Annotated in this window: 18 protein-coding genes; 9 read left to right on the forward strand and 9 right to left on the reverse strand. The window is 56.4% G+C overall.

Going from position 1 to position 18,970, the window contains the following annotated elements; genetic code table 11:
• Positions 1–12 precede the first annotated feature (12 nt).
• The 7 genes from pxpA to N5923_RS05220 form a co-directional block, all read right to left on the reverse strand.
• A complete protein-coding gene (gene pxpA, locus N5923_RS05190; RefSeq protein WP_267143459.1) occupies positions 13–750 on the reverse strand; it encodes a 5-oxoprolinase subunit PxpA in 738 nt (245 codons plus the stop codon).
• Entirely contained in the window at positions 740–1,672 is a 933-nt protein-coding gene (gene pxpC / locus N5923_RS05195) for a 5-oxoprolinase subunit PxpC (protein WP_267143458.1), read from the reverse strand. The genes pxpA and pxpC overlap by 11 nt, the downstream gene beginning before the upstream one ends.
• Positions 1,666–2,322, reverse strand: a complete 657-nt coding sequence (gene pxpB, locus N5923_RS05200; RefSeq protein ID WP_267143457.1) for a 5-oxoprolinase subunit PxpB — start codon at positions 2,320–2,322, stop codon at positions 1,666–1,668. The genes pxpC and pxpB overlap by 7 nt, the downstream gene beginning before the upstream one ends.
• 172 nt (positions 2,323–2,494) lie before the next feature.
• On the reverse strand, positions 2,495–3,238 hold the full coding sequence (locus tag N5923_RS05205; RefSeq protein ID WP_267143456.1) for a type 2 GTP cyclohydrolase I: 744 nt from the start codon (positions 3,236–3,238) through the stop codon (positions 2,495–2,497).
• Positions 3,239–3,250: 12 nt separating this feature from the next.
• Positions 3,251–4,672, reverse strand: a complete 1,422-nt coding sequence (gene phrB, locus N5923_RS05210; RefSeq protein ID WP_267143455.1) for a deoxyribodipyrimidine photo-lyase — start codon at positions 4,670–4,672, stop codon at positions 3,251–3,253.
• 14 nt (positions 4,673–4,686) lie between these two features.
• Positions 4,687–5,649: a YbgA family protein gene (locus N5923_RS05215; protein ID WP_267143454.1), complete on the reverse strand. Its 963-nt coding sequence runs from the start codon at positions 5,647–5,649 to the stop codon at positions 4,687–4,689.
• A gap of 246 nt (positions 5,650–5,895) precedes the next feature.
• Complete coding sequence (locus N5923_RS05220) at positions 5,896–6,096, reverse strand: YbfA family protein (protein WP_267143453.1); 201 nt, start codon at positions 6,094–6,096, stop codon at positions 5,896–5,898.
• A 304-nt stretch (positions 6,097–6,400) separates the two neighbouring features.
• Here N5923_RS05220 and N5923_RS05225 point away from each other — a divergent pair, with 304 nt between their 5' ends.
• The 6 genes from N5923_RS05225 to kdpE are packed head-to-tail and all read left to right on the forward strand — an operon-like array spanning position 6,401 to position 14,204.
• Positions 6,401–6,490 (forward strand): potassium-transporting ATPase subunit F, encoded by a 90-nt coding sequence (locus N5923_RS05225; protein ID WP_267143452.1) that lies wholly within the window; start codon positions 6,401–6,403, stop codon positions 6,488–6,490.
• On the forward strand, positions 6,490–8,175 hold the full coding sequence (gene kdpA / locus N5923_RS05230; RefSeq protein WP_267143451.1) for a potassium-transporting ATPase subunit KdpA: 1,686 nt from the start codon (positions 6,490–6,492) through the stop codon (positions 8,173–8,175). Before N5923_RS05225 ends, kdpA begins: the two co-directional genes overlap by 1 nt.
• Positions 8,176–8,190: 15 nt before the next feature.
• The gene (gene kdpB / locus N5923_RS05235) at positions 8,191–10,239 is read left to right on the forward strand and encodes a potassium-transporting ATPase subunit KdpB (protein WP_267143450.1); all 2,049 of its coding nucleotides are present in this window, start codon (positions 8,191–8,193) and stop codon (positions 10,237–10,239) included.
• A gap of 9 nt (positions 10,240–10,248) precedes the next feature.
• A complete protein-coding gene (kdpC, locus tag N5923_RS05240; protein ID WP_267143449.1) occupies positions 10,249–10,818 on the forward strand; it encodes a potassium-transporting ATPase subunit KdpC in 570 nt (189 codons plus the stop codon).
• A 42-nt stretch (positions 10,819–10,860) separates the two neighbouring features.
• Positions 10,861–13,530, forward strand: coding sequence for a two-component system sensor histidine kinase KdpD (gene kdpD, locus N5923_RS05245; RefSeq protein WP_267143448.1), 2,670 nt, complete (start codon positions 10,861–10,863; stop codon positions 13,528–13,530).
• Entirely contained in the window at positions 13,527–14,204 is a 678-nt protein-coding gene (gene kdpE, locus N5923_RS05250; protein WP_267143447.1) for a two-component system response regulator KdpE, read from the forward strand. Before kdpD ends, kdpE begins: the two co-directional genes overlap by 4 nt.
• A 126-nt stretch (positions 14,205–14,330) precedes the next feature.
• On the opposite strand, the gene pgm is transcribed toward kdpE, so the two are convergent.
• Both pgm and seqA read right to left on the reverse strand, forming a co-directional pair.
• Entirely contained in the window at positions 14,331–15,971 is a 1,641-nt protein-coding gene (gene pgm, locus N5923_RS05255; protein ID WP_267143446.1) for a phosphoglucomutase (alpha-D-glucose-1,6-bisphosphate-dependent), read from the reverse strand.
• Positions 15,972–15,995: 24 nt separating this feature from the next.
• Complete coding sequence (gene seqA / locus N5923_RS05260) at positions 15,996–16,532, reverse strand: replication initiation negative regulator SeqA (protein WP_017799234.1); 537 nt, start codon at positions 16,530–16,532, stop codon at positions 15,996–15,998.
• A gap of 249 nt (positions 16,533–16,781) precedes the next feature.
• On the opposite strand from seqA, the gene ybfF reads away from it, so the two are divergent.
• From ybfF to fldA, 3 genes are all read left to right on the forward strand, one after another.
• Complete coding sequence (ybfF, locus tag N5923_RS05265; RefSeq protein WP_267143445.1) at positions 16,782–17,546, forward strand: esterase; 765 nt, start codon at positions 16,782–16,784, stop codon at positions 17,544–17,546.
• A gap of 221 nt (positions 17,547–17,767) precedes the next feature.
• On the forward strand, positions 17,768–18,046 hold the full coding sequence (gene ybfE, locus N5923_RS05270) for a LexA regulated protein (protein WP_017799236.1): 279 nt from the start codon (positions 17,768–17,770) through the stop codon (positions 18,044–18,046).
• A gap of 167 nt (positions 18,047–18,213) precedes the next feature.
• A complete protein-coding gene (gene fldA / locus N5923_RS05275; RefSeq protein WP_267143444.1) occupies positions 18,214–18,744 on the forward strand; it encodes a flavodoxin FldA in 531 nt (176 codons plus the stop codon).
• The last annotated feature ends 226 nt before the right edge of the window (positions 18,745–18,970 follow it).

Genomic DNA, 18,970 nt, shown 5'->3' on the forward strand with positions numbered 1-18,970 from the left:
TAAACAGGGGGCTTACTGACTGGTGACGCTAATCTGCTGCGCGGCGAAAGCTTCACGCAGTCGGCTGGCAAATTCCAGCGCATGCGCGCCGTCGCCATGCAGACAGACGCTGTCCGCGCGCACCGCCACTTCTTCACCGCTGACAGCGCGCACTTTACCGTGCTGCACCATACTCAGCGTCTGTTCAATGGCCTGCTGGTCACTTTCAATCATTGCCCCGGGCTGGCTGCGCGGCACCAGCGTGCCATCCGCCTGGTAACCACGGTCGGCAAACACTTCCTGGCGACTGCTCAGGCCAAAACGTTCGGCGGCACGAATCAGTTCGCTGTTGGCCAGCCCCACCAGAATCAGCGATGGATCCACCGCTTTTACCGCGCGGGCGATCGCCTCCGCCAGCTCAGCATCCAGCGCCGCCTGGTTATACAGCATGCCGTGCGGTTTCACATGCACCAGCCTGCCGCCTTCACTTTCAGTGATCGCCTTCAGCGCGCCGATCTGATAGATCACCTGCGCACAGACGGTTTCCGGCGGCAACTGCATGGCGGTACGGCCAAAGTTCTCACGATCCGGGAAGCCAGGATGGGCGCCAATGGCGACGCCTGACTCCAGCGCCCAGCGTACTGACTGCAACATAGTTTGCGCATCACCGGCGTGAAAGCCGCAGGCGATATTGGCGGAGGTCACCAGCTGCAATAGCTGCCGGTCACTGCCGCTGCCTTCGCCGAGATCGGCGTTGAGATCAATTTTCATTTTCTAATCCCCATACCATTTGATCGATACTGCGTTGTTGCTGTTGTTTAGCCTGCAACGCCTCATCCAGCGTACAGTGAACAAAGTGCAGCGGCTCACCCAGACGAACCTGCGCCAGATGGTAGAGATCCGCTTCAATCACACAGGCAATACGCGGATAGCCACCGGTGGTTTGCGCATCAGACATCAGCACAATCGGCTGACCGCCAGGCGGAACCTGCACCACGCCCGGCAACAGACCGTGCGACAACATATCGCGGCTGCTGTTGCGGGTTAAAGTGCGCCCGTGCAGGCGATAACCCATGCGGTTACTTTGCGGGCTTAACTTCCATGCGCTGCGCCAGAAAGCTTCCTGCGATTCACGGCTAAATTCATGATACTCCGGGCCAGGCAAGGCGCGAACCCGGTTGCCCCACAGCAGCTGACGAACGCCTGCTGGCTTAGTGAACCGACGCGTGGCAGGCAGTAACGGCAGCTGATCGCCATCTTCAATCCGGCGTCCGTGCTGACCACCAAATCCGGCTTTCAGATCGGTGCTTAACGACCCGAGCAGCGGTGGCAGATCGAAACCGCCATCCAGCGCCAGATAACTGCGCATGCCGCGCTGTGGCATCGCCAGTGTCAGCCGTTGTCCGGCTTTAACCGCCGTGCGCCAGCCGGTCCACACCGCTTTGCCATCAATCTCGGCATGACAGCCTGCGCCGGTCAGCGCGATCCAGCCGTCACGGCCAAATTCAGCGCTAAACTGGCCGAGCGTGATTTCCAGTACCGCGCTCTCCTGCGGATTACCCACCAGCAGATTAGCGGTTTTCATCGCCGGAATATCCAGCGCGCCGCTGAGGCCGATACCATACTGGCGCCAGCCAAAGCGGCCTGCGTCCTGAATCGAGGTGCTCATTCCGGCACGAATAATCGTCAGCACACGCCCTCCTTCTGTGGCACAAAACGGATGCTGTCGCCCGGGCGCAGCAAGGTCGGCGGTTGTTGTTGTGGATCAAACAGCGCCAGATCGCTGCGGCCAATCAGCTGCCAGCCGCCTGGGGTGGCTAACGGATAGATACCGGTCTGGCTGCCGCCAATCGCCACCGATCCCGCGGGCACCAGCAGGCGCGGTTCAGCACGGCGCGGCGTATGCAGACGCTCATCCAGTCCACCGAGATAAGGGAAACCTGGCTGGAAACCAATAAAATAGACCACGTAGTTAACTGAAGCATGCAGCTCTACTACCTGCTGTGGTGTCAGCTGGCTGTGACGCGCCACTTCATCAAGATCGGGACCGGCTTCACCACCGTAAATCACCGGGATCTCCACCTGGCGTGATTCGGGCAGCAGCGCCTCGCTCTCTTCCCACCAGCGTTGTAAACGCTCAATGGCATCCAGCGCAGTATGCTGGGGATCGGCTAATACCAGGGTCAGATTGTTCATCCCCGGAATGGTTTCGACGATTTGTGGGTTGCTTTTCAGGCGCTCACTTAATCCCCAAATTCGCTGCTGGCTGGCGAGGGAAACCGGGGGATCCAACTCAAGCACAACAGCGCGTTCCCCTAACAGGTAACAGCGTGCTCGTTGCAATATGCACCTCCTGACAGACTAAAAGGCAAATATCCTGCATCGCCGGGCAGATAGTAGCGCCAGCGATATCAGTTATCTGCTTATTCATTTAAGGCAGACAGTTATGCTTAACAATGCGTTGTGTGTCAATCACTTTGCTCCCCCGGCTGTGCGGGGGAGCAGACAGGAAGGTTCAGGCAGGATTGTCAATATCGACAAAGGTGACATCTAAACCATAGCTTTCCGCTAACCAGTCGCCTAATGCCCGGATTCCGGCGCGTTCGGTGGCATGGTGGCCGGCAGCAAAAAAGTGCACGCCGTTTTCGCGCGCGCTGTGAATGGTTTTTTCCGATACTTCGCCGGAGATAAAGGCATCAACGCCAAATTCCGCCGCTTCATCAATATAACTCTGTCCGCCACCGCTACACCATGCGACGCGGCGAATCAGTTTCGGCGCATTATCACCACAATGCAGTGGTGTACGGCCCAGTTTCTGCTCAATACGCTGCGCCAGCTCTTCGCCGGTCAGAGCATCATTCAGCTCGCCCCAGGGCAGCAACAGGGCGATTTCACCGCGCACCTCAATCCCCAGATCTTTCGCCAGCAGCGCGTTATTCCCGAGCTGCGGATGACCGTCGAGCGGCAGATGCCAGCCATACAGATTGATATCGTTGGCCAGCAAGGTTTTTAGCCGGTTACGCTTCATCCCCTTGATCACCTGAGACTCGCTTTTCCAGAAGTAGCCATGGTGTACCAGCACCGCATCGGCTTGCAGACGTACCGCCTCGTCCAGCAGCGCCTGGCAGGCGGTGACGCCGGTGACGATTTTCTTCACTTCAGCGCGCCCTTCCACCTGCAAGCCATTCGGTGCGTAGTCACTAAAGCTCGCGGTGTTAAGCTGCTGGTTAACAATATGTTCCAGTTCAAAATTGCGCATGGTTATCCCCGACTATTTTCGTGCGGCCTCAAAGGCTTCCAGTGTCCTCTTACGTGCTTCCTTATGGTCTACCATTGGCTGCGGATAATCGAGCGTTTGCTGATTTTTCTTTGCCCACCGCTGGGGCTGATGGATGTCAGAGTCCGGTACATCACGTAATTCCGGCAACCAGTGGCGAATAAATTCGCCCTGCGCGTCAAAGCGTTCGCCCTGGGTGGTCGGATTAAAGATGCGGAAATAGGGTGCGGCGTCGGTACCGGTAGAAGCAGCCCACTGCCAGCCGCCGTTATTCGCCGCCAGATCACCGTCGATAAGCTGTGACATAAAATATCGCTCGCCTTCGCGCCAGTCGATTAGCAGATCTTTTACCAGGAAACTGGCGGTAATCATCCGCAGGCGATTGTGCATCCAGCCCAGGCTGTTCAGCTGACGCATCGCTGCATCAACAATCGGATAGCCGGTTTTACCCTGCTGCCAGGCATGCAACTGCTGATCATCCGCCTGCCACTGCACATTGCGCGTCCAGCGGGTAAAGGGCTGGTGGCGGCACAGCGCCGGATACGCCACCAGCAGATGACGATAAAACTCGCGCCAGATCAGTTCATTCAGCCAGATAAAACTGTCGTCCCCCTCCAGCGCGTGAGGATGATCTTTTAGCAGGCGGTGCAGGCACTGACGCGGCGACAGCACGCCGGTAGCCAGATAGACCGACAGCCGGCTGGTGCCGTCCAGCGCCGGAATATCGCGCTGGCTGGGGTAATCCATCACCGGTTGTTTGCTGAAGTGGCGTAGTTGTTTGATCGCCGCCTGCTCACCAGCGGGAAACAGCTGCTGGTCGAAAGGCTGGCGCGGATAGTCGAAGGGTTTCAGCGCTGGCAATTTTTTTAGCGGCGCGCCGTCACGCGCGGAAGGCGCAGGCACACACTCCGGCAAACCGAGCTGCAGCCGTTTAACGAAGGCTTTGCTAAACGGCGTAAACACTTTATACATTTCACGATTGCCGGTCTGCACGCTGCCTGGCGACAACAGCAAACTGTCATCAAAGCCCTGCACCACGATATCCTGCCAGAACAGCGCTTTTTCAACTAAGGCATCACGCTGTAACTCATTGACTTCATACTGATAGTTGTAGAACAGCTTATCCACTTGCTGCTGCTGACAGAATGCGGTGATATAAGCCACCGAGGCGGTAAAATCGTCGCACTGATGGTAGTGCAGCGGGATGCCGCGCTCTGCCAGTTCCTGTTGCAGCAGTTGCAGATTGTCATAAATAAACGCCGCCTGACGCGGCGCCATCTGATGCTGCTGCCACTGTTGCGGCGTGGCGATAAACAGGGCAATCACCTTCGCCTGCTTATCACGGCAGGCGGCATGCAAAGCGGTATTATCATTGACGCGCAAATCATTACGCAGCCATACCAAATGGGTGGCCATAAAACTCCTGAAAATTAGTAACCGTAGCGCAGACGCAACGCTTCCGGGTATGGCTCGAAATAGCGCTGTTGCGTCAGATACGCATCCGGATATTCAGCCATATAGTGTTTAAGCAGGGTGATTGGCGCCAGCAGCGGCTGGATCCCCTGACGATAGCGATCAATCAGCGCTGCCAGCTCCTGGCGCTGCGGCGAAGTCAGCTGACGGCGGAAATAGCCCTGCACATGCATCAGCACATTGGTGTGGTTGCTGCGGGTGGCTGGCTGCGACAGCAGATTCATCAAACGCTGGCGATACTCCACGGCGTAAGCTTCCAGCGAATCCCACTGGTCAATGGCAGCGACAAAGCGTCCCAGCTCGCGATATTGCGGCTGTGAATGGGCCAGCAGCAGCAGTTTGTAACGGCTGTGAAACGCCATCAGACTAAAGCGGCTCAGGCCCGCTTTACACATCTGATTAAATTCATACAGGGTATAGACGCGGGCGACAAAGTTCTCACGGATAGCGTCATCATGCAGACGCCCGTCCTCTTCCACCGGCAGCCAGGGGATCTCACGCATCAGTTCGCGGGTAAATATGCCGACACCCGCCTTGCGGTTGTTATTAGTCACGGATTCATAGATGCGCACCCGCTCCATGCCGCAGCTGGGGGATTTGGCGCAGACGATATAGCCGCAGAGATGATGCATATGGGTGACTTTTTCCGCGGAGTAACTCTGCATCTGCTGCGTCACATCCTCGCCCCCCTCTTTACTGAAGCAGAGCGCAACCTGATCCTCGGCTTCGGTGTCTTTTACCAACCGCAATGCCGGACGCGGAGTGGCCAGGCCAATCGCCATCTCCGGGCAGACCGGTTCAAAGCGCACAAAAGGAGCGAGTTCGTTAGTCGCAAAGGCAAAACGTTTATGACCGCCATCAAAGCGGACGTTATCCCCGAGCAGACAGGCACTGATCCCAACCGGAATTTTCTCGCTCATAGTTGTACAGCCTCTTAAATTCTGTATAGGTTTTAAGTGTAGCTGAAACTGATATGATTGGCGCTAAAAAGGATCGCTGCGCGAGAGTTTTATTAAAAAGGAGAGGGTAAAGAAATGATGGGAAGTCTGAGTGTGAGAAGCAAAAATTTGTAGGGGAGCCGTTTTCGGCTCCCGTCTGAACGGCAGGATCGGGCTAGCCCTCAACACGGGCGGCGAGAACGCCGCCCGTACGCCATATATTCACTGTTACCAGAAATCGCCACCGGCGGCTTCAGACTGCGCCAGCCATACGGGTTGGGTACTGGTTTTGCTCCAGTAACGATGCAGATAGCTGTAAAAACGCGCCCGATCCTCGCGGAATAACATCACCGGTAACGCCAGTAAGCCAATCATAATCGCCGCTGTGCGACGCAGGATGATTTTAAGCAATGAATAGTTTTGATACATGGCCCACGCCCTCCGTAATTAAGTTCGATGCAGATCACATTAAAATGAATGCTGTGTGTAATCTGACCACTATCTTACGCCGTGTTTGGTAATTTTACTACTCATCCGACCACTTTATGGCGAAAAAAATCGCATTTTTTACCGATTACTGTAATTGAGTTACATAATTGTTAATTCCATAAATCAGCTTTGTTAACCGCCATTTTTATACTTTTTTTATACCGTGCCCTGCTTTCTATACACCTTCTTTGCACGCTAATGATTACCCTGCACTTATCTGAGTAATCCCCTTCGGAGGTGTAGTGTGAGTATTGCGATTGTCGCTGGCGTACTGCTGGTTGCGCTGCTGACGGGCTATCTGATTTATGCCCTGATTTATGCGGAGGCCTTCTGATGGCCGCGTCAGCAAGCATATTACTGTTTAGCTTTGTGGTGCTGTTGCTGATTCTGGCGCAGCCATTAGGTAAAAGCATGGCGAAACTGGTGGACGGCGATGCCGGTCCGCTGCGCGCCGGTTTTGAGCGTCGTCTGTGGTGGCTGTGCGGTATCCGTCAGCAGGAGATGAGCTGGCTCAGCTATTTTTGGGCGATTATGGCTATCAACCTGGTCGGCATACTGGTGCTGTTCGCTATTCTGATGCTGCAGGATCGTCTGCCGCTCAATCCACAGCACTTCGCCCCAATGAGCTGGCACCTGGCGCTAAATACCGCCATCAGTTTTGTCACCAACACTAACTGGCAGGCTTACAGCGGGGAAAATACCCTCAGCTACTTTAGCCAGATGGCTGGCCTGACGGTGCAAAACTTTCTCTCCGCTGCCAGCGGCATTGCCGTGGCCTTTGCGCTGATCCGCGCCTTCTCCCGCCATAGCGTGCAGACGCTCGGCAACGCCTGGCAGGATCTGCTGCGCATCACCCTCTATCTGTTACTGCCGCTGTCTCTGCTGCTGGCGCTGTTTTTTGTCAGCCAGGGCGTGCTGCAAAACGTTAATGACTATCAAAGCGTGCAGACGCTGGCGGGGCACAGTCAGACCTTACCGATGGGGCCGATCGCCTCGCAGGAATCGATCAAGCTACTGGGCACCAACGGCGGCGGCTTCCTTGGCGTTAACTCGGCGCATCCCTTTGAAAACCCTAACGCGCTGACCAACTTTGTGCAGATGCTGGCCATTCTGCTGATCCCGGCCGCCCTCTGCTTCACCTTTGGTGAGGCGGTGCGCGATCGCCGTCAGGGGCACGCGCTGCTGGCAGCAATGACGCTGATGTTTATTCTTGCCGCCATCGTGGTGATCTGGGCTGAGTTTAACGGTAATCCGCATCTGCTCGCTGCCGGCGCCTCCTCGCCATTCAATATGGAAGGCAAAGAGACGCGCTTCGGCATCCTCAATTCCGCGCTGTATGCGGTAGTGACCACTGCCGCCTCCTGTGGCGCGGTCAATGCGATGCATGACTCCTTTACCGCACTCGGCGGCATGGTACCGATGCTGCTGATGCAGATTGGTGAAGTGATCTTTGGCGGTGTTGGTTCAGGTCTGTACGGCATGATCCTGTTTGTGCTGCTGGCGGTATTTATCGCCGGACTGATGATTGGTCGCTCACCGGAGTATCTCGGCAAAAAAATCGAAATCCGCGAAATGAAAATGACCGCGCTGGCGATTCTGGTGACACCGACGCTGGTGCTGATCGGCACTGCGCTGGCGATCGCTACCGATGCCGGGCGCGCGGGCATCCTTAATCCGGGGCCGCACGGTTTTAGCGAAGTGCTGTATGCCCTCTCCTCCGCCGCCAATAACAACGGCAGCGCCTTTGCCGGACTCAGCGTCAACACTCCGTTCTGGAACCTGCTGCTGGCAGTGGCAATGTTTGTCGGACGCTTTGCCATCATTCTGCCGGTGCTGGCGATTGCCGGTTCACTGGTGGTGAAAAAAGCGCAACCGGCGGGGGCAGGCACCCTGCCCAGCTATGGTCCGCTGTTTATTGGTCTGCTGACCGGCACCGTGCTGCTGGTTGCCGCTCTGACTTTTGTACCGGTGCTGGCGATCGGACCGGTCGCTGAACACCTTCAATTACTGAATCATTAAGTGCCGGAGCAGATAATGACACGCAAGCAACAACCTCTCTTTGATGCGGCCATCACGCGGCAGGCATTAGCCGATGCGCTGAAAAAATGCGACCCGCGCGTGCAGTGGCGTAATCCGGTGATGTTCGTGGTGTATCTCGGCTCGATTCTCACCAGTGGTATTGCGCTGGCGATGGCCCTCGGTTACAGCAGCGGCAGCGCCGGTTTTACTGCCGCCATCGCGATCTGGCTGTGGTTTACCGTGTTGTTTGCCAACTTCGCCGAAGCCATTGCCGAAGGACGCAGTAAGGCGCAGGCCAACTCGCTGAAAGGGATGAAGAAAACCAGCTGGGCCAATAAACTGGCGGCGCCGCGACATGATGCCGCCATTGAGTCGGTTCCGGCAGAATCACTGCGTAAAGGTGACATCGTGCTGGCCTCGGCAGGCGACACCATTCCCTGTGACGGCGAAGTGATTGAGGGCGGCGCCTCGGTGGATGAAAGCGCGATTACCGGTGAATCGGCGCCGGTGATCCGCGAATCCGGTGGTGACTTTGCTTCGGTTACCGGCGGCACGCGCGTGTTATCGGACTGGCTGGTGATTCAGTGTAGCGCCAACCCGGGCGAAACCTTTCTCGACCGGATGATCGCCATGGTGGAAGGTGCCAAACGGCGTAAAACCCCCAGCGAAATCTCCCTTACCATTCTGCTGGTGGCGCTGACGCTGGTATTCCTGTTTGCCACCGCCACGCTTTATCCGTTTGCGCTGTTTGGCGGGGAAGCGATTAGCGTCACGGTGCTGGTGGCACTGCTGGTGTGTCTGATCCCCACCACCATTGGCGGCCTGCTGTCGGCCATTGGTGTTGCCGGAATGAGCCGCATGCTGGCGGCCAATGTAATCGCCACCAGCGGTCGTGCAGTAGAAGCCGCCGGTGATATCAATGTGCTGCTGCTGGATAAAACCGGCACCATCACCCTCGGTAACCGGCAGGCGTCAGAATTCCTGCCAGCGCCAGGCGTGAATGAACAGCAGCTGGCGGATGCCGCCCAGCTGGCCTCCCTGGCGGATGAAACCCCGGAAGGCCGCAGCATTGTGGTGCTGGCGAAGCAACGCTTTAATCTGCGTGAGCGCGATTTGCACGCACTGGACGCCACCTTTGTACCGTTCTCAGCGCAAACCCGTATGAGCGGCGTCAATATCCAGCAGCGGATGATTCGTAAAGGGGCGGTGGATGCGATTAAGCGTCATGTCGAAGCCAATGGCGGTCAGTTTCAGCCGGAAGTGATGACGCTGGTGGAACAGGTGGCGCGCACCGGCGGTACACCGCTGGTGGTAGCGGAAGGCAGCGTGGCGCTGGGCGTGGTGGCATTAAAAGATATCGTTAAAGGCGGGATAAAAGAGCGTTTTGCCGAGCTGCGCACCATGGGGATTAAAACCGTGATGATCACCGGTGATAACCCGTTAACCGCCGCAGCGATTGCCGCCGAAGCCGGTGTCGATGACTTTCTGTCTGAAGCCACGCCGGAAGCCAAGCTGGCGCTGATTCGTCAGTACCAGTCGGAAGGCCGTCTGGTGGCGATGACCGGCGACGGCACCAACGATGCGCCGGCGCTGGCGCAGGCCGATGTGGCGGTGGCGATGAACTCCGGCACCCAGGCAGCCAAAGAAGCGGGCAATATGGTCGATCTCGACTCCAACCCCACCAAGCTGATTGAAGTGGTGCATATCGGCAAACAGATGCTGATGACCCGTGGCTCGCTGACTACCTTCAGTATCGCCAACGATGTGGCGAAATACTTTGCCATTATCCCGGCGGCGTTTGCCGTCACCTGGCCGCAACTGAATGCGCTGAATATTATGCAACTGCATTCACCGGCGTCGGCGATTCTGTCGGCAGTGATCTTTAACGCGCTGATTATCGTGTTTCTGATCCCGCTGGCGCTAAAAGGCGTCAGCTACCGGCCGCTCAGTGCTGCCGCGCTGCTGCGTCGCAACCTGTGGATTTATGGAGCCGGGGGCATTGTGGTGCCTTTTATCGGCATTAAAGCTATCGACCTGCTGTTAACCGTTACCGGTCTGGTTTAAGGAACTGTTATGTCCATCTTACGTCCGGCATTGCTGGTATTTATTCTGTTATCACTGATTACCGGCGCGGCGTATCCGCTGCTGGTTACCGGTCTGTCACAGGCGATATTTCCGTCGCAGGCTAACGGTTCGCTGATTAGCGTCGCCGGTAAAGTGCGCGGTTCTGAGCTGATCGGTCAGGCGTTTGACAATCCGGCCGATTTTCATGGCCGCCCGTCGGCCACCGCCGGGTCGCCGTATAACGCACTGGCGTCAGCGGGCAGTAATCTGGCGGCCAGCAATCCGGCGCTGGATAAACTGATTGCGGAACGGGTGACGGCTCTGCGTGCCGCGAATCCACTGGCAACCGGCCCCGTGCCGCTGGATCTGGTGACCGCTTCCGCCAGCGGGCTCGATCCGCAGATCTCGCCTGCCGCCGCTTACTGGCAGGCGCCACGGGTGGCGGAAGCCCGAGGTATGTCGCTGCAACAGCTTAACCAGCTGATTGCCAGCCAGATACATACGCCATTGATCAAATTTACTGGCGAAGCGACGGTAAATGTCCTTATGCTGAATCTGGCGTTGGACGGGAGCCGATAACGGCTCCCCTGCCCGGCATCGCCCGTGTCAAAAGGATAACCAATGAACGACGAGCTACAGCGTCCGTCACCAGAGAAGCTGTTGCAGCAGATCGCCGCTGCACCGCGCGGTAAACTGAAGATCTTTTTCGGCGCCTGCGCGGGCGTCGGTAAAACCTATGCCATGTTGCAGGAGGGACGCCGCCTGCGCGAGCAGGGGCTGGATGTGCTGATTGGCGTGGTGGAAACTCACGGCCGCCGCGAAACCGCGGCACTGCTTGAGGGTCTCAGCCTGCTGCCGATGAAGCGTTTTACGCAACAAGGCCGTCAGTATCAGGAGTTTGACCTTGATGCGGCCCTCGCCCGTGCGCCCGCGATTATCCTGATCGATGAACTGGCGCACAGCAATATCAGCGGCGCGCGTCACCCAAAACGCTGGCAGGATGTCGAGGAGCTGCTGAATGCCGGTATCGACGTGCTGACGACCGTTAATGTGCAGCACCTGGAAAGCCTGAACGATGTGGTCAGTAGCATCACCGGGATTCTGGTGCGCGAAACGGTGCCGGATCCGATTTTCGACCTTGCCGATGAGATCGTGCTGGTCGATCTGACTCCTGACGATCTGCGTCAGCGGCTGGCCGAAGGCAAAGTCTATATCGCCGGACAGGCGGAGCGCGCTATTGAGCATTTTTTCCGCAAAGGTAACCTGATTGCCCTGCGTGAACTGGCGCTGCGCCGCACCGCCGACCGGGTTGACGACCAGATGCGCGCCTGGCGCGACCATAAAGGGCGGGAAAAAGTCTGGCATACCCGTGATGCGATTCTGCTGTGTATTGGCGCGGGTGGCGGCAATGAGAAGCTGGTGCGCACTGCCGCGCGTCTGGCCGCTAAACTCGACGCGCCCTGGCATGCGGTGTATGTCGAAACCCCGCAGCTGCATAAATTACCGGGCGAACAGCGGCGGCGCATTCTGCAGGCATTAAAGCTGGCGCAGGATCTCGGCGCAGAGACCGCCACCCTCTCCGACACTGATGAAGAGCTGTCGGTACTGCGCTACGCGCGCGAACATGACCTGGGTAAAATTGTGATTGGCCGCCGCGCCGCACAGCGCTGGAAACGCGACGGCTTTGCCAACCGGCTGGGCAAGCTGGGGCCGGATCTCGATCTGATTATTGTCGCGCGCGATGAGCCGGATAATGCCCCATCCGCCCGTCCGCTTAGCGCGAAAAGCACAGCGGAAAAATGGCGTAAACCGCTGGAAGGCTGCGCGCTGGCGGTTGCGCTCTGCGCGCTGACCACCCTCGGCGCCAGCTGGTTGTTTCCGCAGGTGGCCGACGCCAATCTGGTGATGCTCTATCTGCTCGGTGTGGTGATTGTCGCCTTACTGTATGGCCGCTGGCCGTCGGTGCTGGCTTCGGTGATCAATGTCGCCAGCTTTGACCTGTTTTTTATCGCCCCGCGCGGCACACTTGCAGTATCCGATCTCGAGTATCTGCTGACCTTCGGCATTATGCTGGCGGTGGGGATTATTATCGGTAATCTGACCGCCAGTATGCGTTATCAGGCCCGGGTGGCGCGCTACCGTGAAGGCCGCGTGCGCCAGCTGTATGAGATGTCGAAAGCCCTGAGCCGCACGCGTAATCCGCAGGATATCATCAGCGTCAGCCAGCATTTTATCGATAACAGCTTCCGCGCCAACAGCGAGCTGCTGCTGCCCAATGCACAGGGCCAGTTGCCGCTGCCGCGCCAGGCGGATGCCGCCATCGCCCGCTGGAGTTTTGATAACCGCCAGCCTGCCGGTGCAGGCACCGATACCCTGCCCGGCGTGCCCTATCAGATTCTGCCGTTAGTTATGCAGGAGAAAAGCTGGGGCCTGCTGATTATCCAGCCCTCCAGCCTGCGCCAGCTTATGATCCCCGAACAGCAGCGGCTGATTGACACTTTTATGGTGCTGATTGCCACCGCCCTTGAGCGGCTGGCGCTGACGCAATCTGAGGAGCAGGCGCGTTTCTCGGCGGAAAGCGAGCAGCTGCGTAACTCGCTGCTGGCGGCGCTGTCCCATGATTTGCGCACCCCGTTGACGGTGCTGTTTGGCATGGCGGAAATTCTGACGCTGGATTTAGCCGCCGCTAACTCGCCACATGCACCGCAGGCGAATCAGATCCGCCAGCATATTATTAACACCACCCGGCTGGTGAATAATCTGCTGGATATGGCGCGCATTCAGTCCGGTGGTTTTGTGCTGCGCAAAGAGTGGCTGACGCTGGAAGAGATTATTGGCAGTACGCTGAATGCAATGGCACCATTGCTGAATGAGCGGCGGATTGATCTCGACTTGCCGGATGAGTTACTGCTGGTGCAGGTTGACGGCCCGCTGATCGAACGGGTGCTGACCAATCTGCTGGAGAATGCGCTGAAGTATGCCGGACAGCAGGCGCAAATTGGCATTCGCGCGCGGCGTCAGGACAATATACTCGATATTGAAGTGTGGGACAGCGGGCCGGGCATTTTACCCGGGCAGGAACAGCAGATATTTGATAAATTTACCCGAGGTAACAAAGAGTCAGCGATTCCCGGTGTCGGCCTGGGTCTGGCGATCTGCCAGGCGATAGTCACCCTGCATCAGGGCGACATTGTGGCGACGAACCGGCCATCCGGCGGCGCCAGCTTCCATCTGCGCCTGCCGCAGGATGAACTGCCCGCCTGGGATCCCGAACAGATTGAGGAAATGTGACCACAGTCCTGATTGTCGAAGATGAAAAAGAGATCCGCCGCTTCCTGCGCATTGCGCTGGAGGGCGAGTCTTTACGCGTGTTTGACAGTGAAACGCTGCAACGCGGACTGATTGAAGCCGCGACGCGCAAACCCGACCTGGTGATCCTCGATCTCGGTCTGCCCGATGGCGACGGTATTGATTTTATCCGTGAAGTCCGCCAGTGGAGCGCGATGCCGATTGTGGTACTGTCAGCACGCAGCGACGAGCAGGATAAGATTGATGCGCTGGATGCCGGCGCCGATGACTTTCTGGCGAAACCCTTTGGCGTGGGCGAGTTACTGGCGCGGGTGCGTGTCGCCCTGCGTCGCCACGGCTCAACGCAGCCGCAAGCTTCAGTGATCACTTTTTCCGGCGTAACGGTGGATATCGCTGCCCGCCGCGTAACGCGTGACGATCAGCAACTGCATCTGACGCCGATTGAATTTCGCCTGCTGGTGATTTTGCTGAATAATCCGGGGAAAGTGCTGACTCAGCGCCAGTTGCTTAATCAAGTGTGGGGGCCAAACGCGGTGGAACATAGCCACTATCTGCGTATTTATATGGGGCATTTACGCCAGAAGCTGGAAGCTGAACCGGCGCAACCCAAACATCTGATTACTGAAACCGGGATTGGTTACCGCTTTATGCCGTAACCAGGATGTAAAAAGGGCGGCGATAACGCCGCCCCTGCGGCCTGTGCGCACCATCAACACGGGCGGCGGTAACGCCGCCCCAGCGGTCAGTGTAGGGGTGGCGTTATCGCCACCCTTCTCAGATGATTACGCGTTCTTCAGTACTTCGCTGACAATTTCTACCGCTTCTTTTTCAATCTTTTCACGGTGCTCAGCACCGAGGAAGCTTTCACAGTAGATTTTGTAGGCGTCTTCAGTGCCTGACGGACGCGCGGCAAACCAGCCGTTCTCCGTCATTACTTTCAGACCACCAATCGACGCACCGTTGCCCGGCGCAGCCGTCAGACGTGCGGTGATCGGATCGCCCGCCAGCGTATCTGCGCTGACCATCTCTGGTGACAGCTTAGACAGCGCCGCTTTCTGCGCTGAGGTTGCCGAAGCCTGCAAACGGTTATAGCTTGGCGCGCCAAAGCGCTCTGCCAGCTCATCATAGTGCTGCTGCGGATTTTTACCGGTGACGGCAGTGATTTCCGCCGCCAGCAGGCACATGATGATGCCATCTTTGTCGGTTGACCATGGGGTGCCGTCAAAGCGCAGGAAGGAAGCGCCCGCGCTCTCTTCGCCGCCAAAACCAAAGCTGCCGTCAAACAGGCCGTCAACAAACCATTTAAAACCTACCGGCACTTCCACCAGCTTACGGCCAATATCGTTAACTACCCGGTCGATCATCGCGCTGGACACCAGCGTTTTACCGACCGCGACATCTTTGCCCCACTGTGGACGATGCTGGAACAGATAGTTAATCGCCACCGCCAGGTAGTGGTTTGGATTCATCAGGCCAGCTGGGGTGACGATGCCGTGACGGTCGTAGTCCGGATCGTTGGCAAACGCCAGATCGAACTTATCACGCAGCGCCAGCAGACCCGCCATCGCCGATTCAGACGAGCAATCCATACGGATCACGCCATCTTTATCCAGATGCATAAAGCGGAAGGTCTGATCGACCGCATCATTAACAATGGTCAGATCGAGATTATAGAACTCAGCAATACGCTGCCAGTAAGCAATACCGGAGCCGCCAAGCGGATCAACGCCAATTTTCAGACCGGCTTTCTGGATCGCCGCAATGTCCACCACCTGCGCCAGACCTTCAATATAAGGCTGGATCAGATCCTGTTGCTGGATATGGCCGCTCGCCCAGGCTTTATCCAGCGCCAGACGTTTGACGTCTTGCAGGCCGCCATGAATCAGCTGGTTGGCGCGATCTTCCACCACTTTGGTGACATTGGTATCTGCCGGGCCGCCGTTCGGTGGATTGTATTTAATGCCACCATCTTCAGGCGGGTTATGTGAGGGTGTAATCACAATACCGTCAGCCAGCGCACCACCGCTTTTATTATGCTCAAGGATGGCATTCGAAATGGCAGGGGTGGGCGTATAGCCATTGTCCTGCTGCACGATCACATCCACACCGTTGGCCGCCAGCACTTCCAGCACCGAAATAATCGCCGGTTCGGAGAGTGCATGGGTGTCTTTACCGACATAGCACGGGCCGGTGATGCCATTCTTTTTACGCTCTTCAGCAATCGCCTGCGCAATCGCCAGAATGTGCGATTCATTAAAGCTGTGACGAGCTGAGCTGCCACGATGGCCGGAAGTGCCAAATTTCACCGCATGTTCTGCATTAGCCAGATCCGGCTGCAGCACATAATACTGGGATGTTAATTGTGCAACGTTAATCAAATCGCTCTGCTGGGCTGGCTGCCCGGCACGGGGGTGACTGGCCATTGGCGCTTCTCCCTGACGCTTCAGTTAGATGGTGCCGCAAACCTTCTCAGTCAGTTCCGCCGGGAACTGCATCGACAACATAATGTGTTCAATCATGCTGCATTTGCGACCTGTATTAGTATTGGTTATCACCCAATACGGCGTGCCGGGCACATGCTTCGGCTTGGTATGGGTGCCATTCTGGATCAGGACTTGCTGGTTACCCGCAAAGTAGACGCGAGTACGCCCATGAAGTGACTCGGTCGCGTCGGCAAACGCTTTCGGATCCAGGGTATATAAGGTCGACAGGATCAACATAAAGCGGTTAACCGCCCGCTTCTGCTCCGCGTATTCATCGGAGAGCAGCAGCTCCCGCACCGCGCGCACACGGTCTTGCGGACGTGATTCGGTTTTCACCGCCACAGCTTCTTTTGCTGGCGACGCTTGCGGCGTCGCAGGCGCACTCTGACCGGCGGTAAACTTCAGCATACGCCGCAAAATATCAGATGCGCTTTCACCAATGTGTTGAGTATGGCTGGCAATATAGCGGTAGAGCTCTTCGTCGACTTCAATCGTTTTCATCTTTGTCCGTACGGTTATTACGTGTCGCAGGGTCGGGTGACGTTTAATGGGTAACCCGACCCTGACATTAAGGATTATAAAGTTAAATCTTGCCGCAGTGTAGCGCCACCGCCCTTTGCAGGCAAAAGTCAGAATAAGCCGCAAAAAGAGCGTAACGCGCAATGTACTTTTATCCGGCAGCTTTTACCCGGCAAGTAAACAGAAATCCATGATAACCTAAGCTTTGGTTTCCACTGTAAGAACTTTGCCATGAATTTGAATGCTCGCCTGCAAACTGAACAATCTAATGCTGCCGCTACCCCGATTCTGCTTATCCATGGCCTGTTTGGCAGTCTCGATAATCTGGGAGGGCTGGCGCGCGGCCTGAAAGCTGAACGTCCAATTTTGCAGGTGGATGTGCGCAATCATGGTCTTTCGGCGCGCAGCGAGCAGATGAACTACCACGTGATGGCGCAGGATATGCTGGATACGCTGGATGCTCAGGGCATCGATAAAGTATCAGTGGTGGGCCATTCGATGGGCGGCAAAATCGCCATGACGCTTGCCGCACTGGCGCCAGAACGTATCGAACAGCTGGTGATGATCGATATTGCCCCGGTGGATTATCAGACGCGTCGCCATGACGCCATCTTTGCTGCTATCAATGCAGTTAGCGCGGCGGGCGTAACCCTGCGCTCCCGGGCGGCGGAAGTGATGCGCGGCCATGTCGATGAAGAAGGGATTATTCAGTTCCTGCTGAAATCGTTCCACGAAGGTGAATGGCGCTTTAATGTGCCGGTGCTGTGGGACAACTACACCACCATTTCCGGCTGGGAAGAGCTGCCCGCCTGGCCGCATCCGGCGCTGTTTATTCGCGGTGAGTTATCCCCTTATCTTGACGATATCCATCGTCAGGCCGTTATCAGCCAGTTCCCGCAGGCGCGCGCGCATGTGATTGCCGGCGCCGGACACTGGGTGCATGCCGAAAAACCTGATGCGGTTTTGCGCGCAATCCGCCGATTTTTTGCGCTTTAAAAGCAAATAGTTGCTGGCGTCGGGAAATGATTGTCGTGACGACTTTCACTGGGGTATGATGGCGCGCTAAAATTTTGGCGCTGTTCACCACGCCGACCATTGGCTGTAACAGGTGAGATATTCAGCCTGAGGGCGCGGTGTTATTTTCAACGGCAAACCGGCCCATTAAGTCAGAACCCCTGGCGTTGCAAACGCGGACGCTCATTCAGTATCACGATTCTATGGCAAAAGAAAACACCGACCGCACAACGATCGATCTGTTCGCAGACGAACGTCGCCCGGGTCGACCAAAAACCAATCCGCTCACGCGTGATGAACAGCTGCGCATTAATAAACGCAATCAGTTAAAACGCGATAAAAGTCGTGGGTTGCGCCGTGTCGAACTGAAAATCGGCAGCGACGCGGTTGATGCACTCAATCAGATGGCTGAAGAGCGTAATATGAGCCGCAGCGAGCTGATTGAAGAGATGATTCTGGCGCAGCTTAACGCTAACGGCTAATCGCCCGCCCTGATAAACGCCGCGCTAAACCGCGGCTTTGAACGCACAATGCGACAAATCCAGCGGCATTTGAAGTTCCTCGCCCCGGTACTGTCTGCTATCATTGCCAGTAACTGTGTATCTGTAGCATTCACCATATCATTAGGTTTCAAGAGGTTATTAAGCTCATGGCAATCGTAGGCATTTTCTTTGGCAGCGATACTGGCAATACCGAAAACATTGCAAAGATGATCCAAAAGCAACTGGGTAAAGAGGTTGCTGAGGTTCATGATATCGCCAAGTGCGCTAAAGAAGATCTTGAGGCTTTTGATATTCTGCTGCTCGGCATCCCGACCTGGTACTATGGCGAAGCGCAGTGCGACTGGGATGACTTCTTCCCGACGCTGGAAGAGATCGACTTTAACGGTAAGCTGGTTGCGCTGTTTGGTTGTGGCGATCAGGAAGATTACGCGGAGTACTTCTGCGATGCGATGGGCACCATCCGCGATATCATTGAGCCAAATGGCGCGGTGATAGTCGGTCACTGGCCGGTCGCGGGTTATAACTTCGAAGCCTCTAAAGGTCTGGCCGACGATGAGCACTTCCTCGGCCTGGCGATTGATGAAGATCGTCAACCAGAACTGACCAATGAGCGCGTTGATGGTTGGGTTAAGCAAATTTTTGATGAACTTCATCTGAAAGAAATCATCGAAGCATAGGATGAAAAACTCAATGTGAGCGCAATCTCACATTGAGTAAGTGGTTTTTCCTATAGAAATAATAGATACATGTTTGTAACTTTTACCTGCAAATCTGTACAATACCCCCATCGGTCACACTGCTATTGAAGTTTTATAAGTAAAGTGAAGGGTTTAGCACAGTATCTGTAATGGGACAGGCTCCGGGTCATGGACTTCTCAGGCACGTAACTCATTACAACCTGCA

Origin of the sequence: Winslowiella arboricola (assembly GCF_025527015.1) — a bacterium.
Classification (GTDB): Bacteria; Pseudomonadota; Gammaproteobacteria; order Enterobacterales; family Enterobacteriaceae; genus Erwinia; species Erwinia arboricola.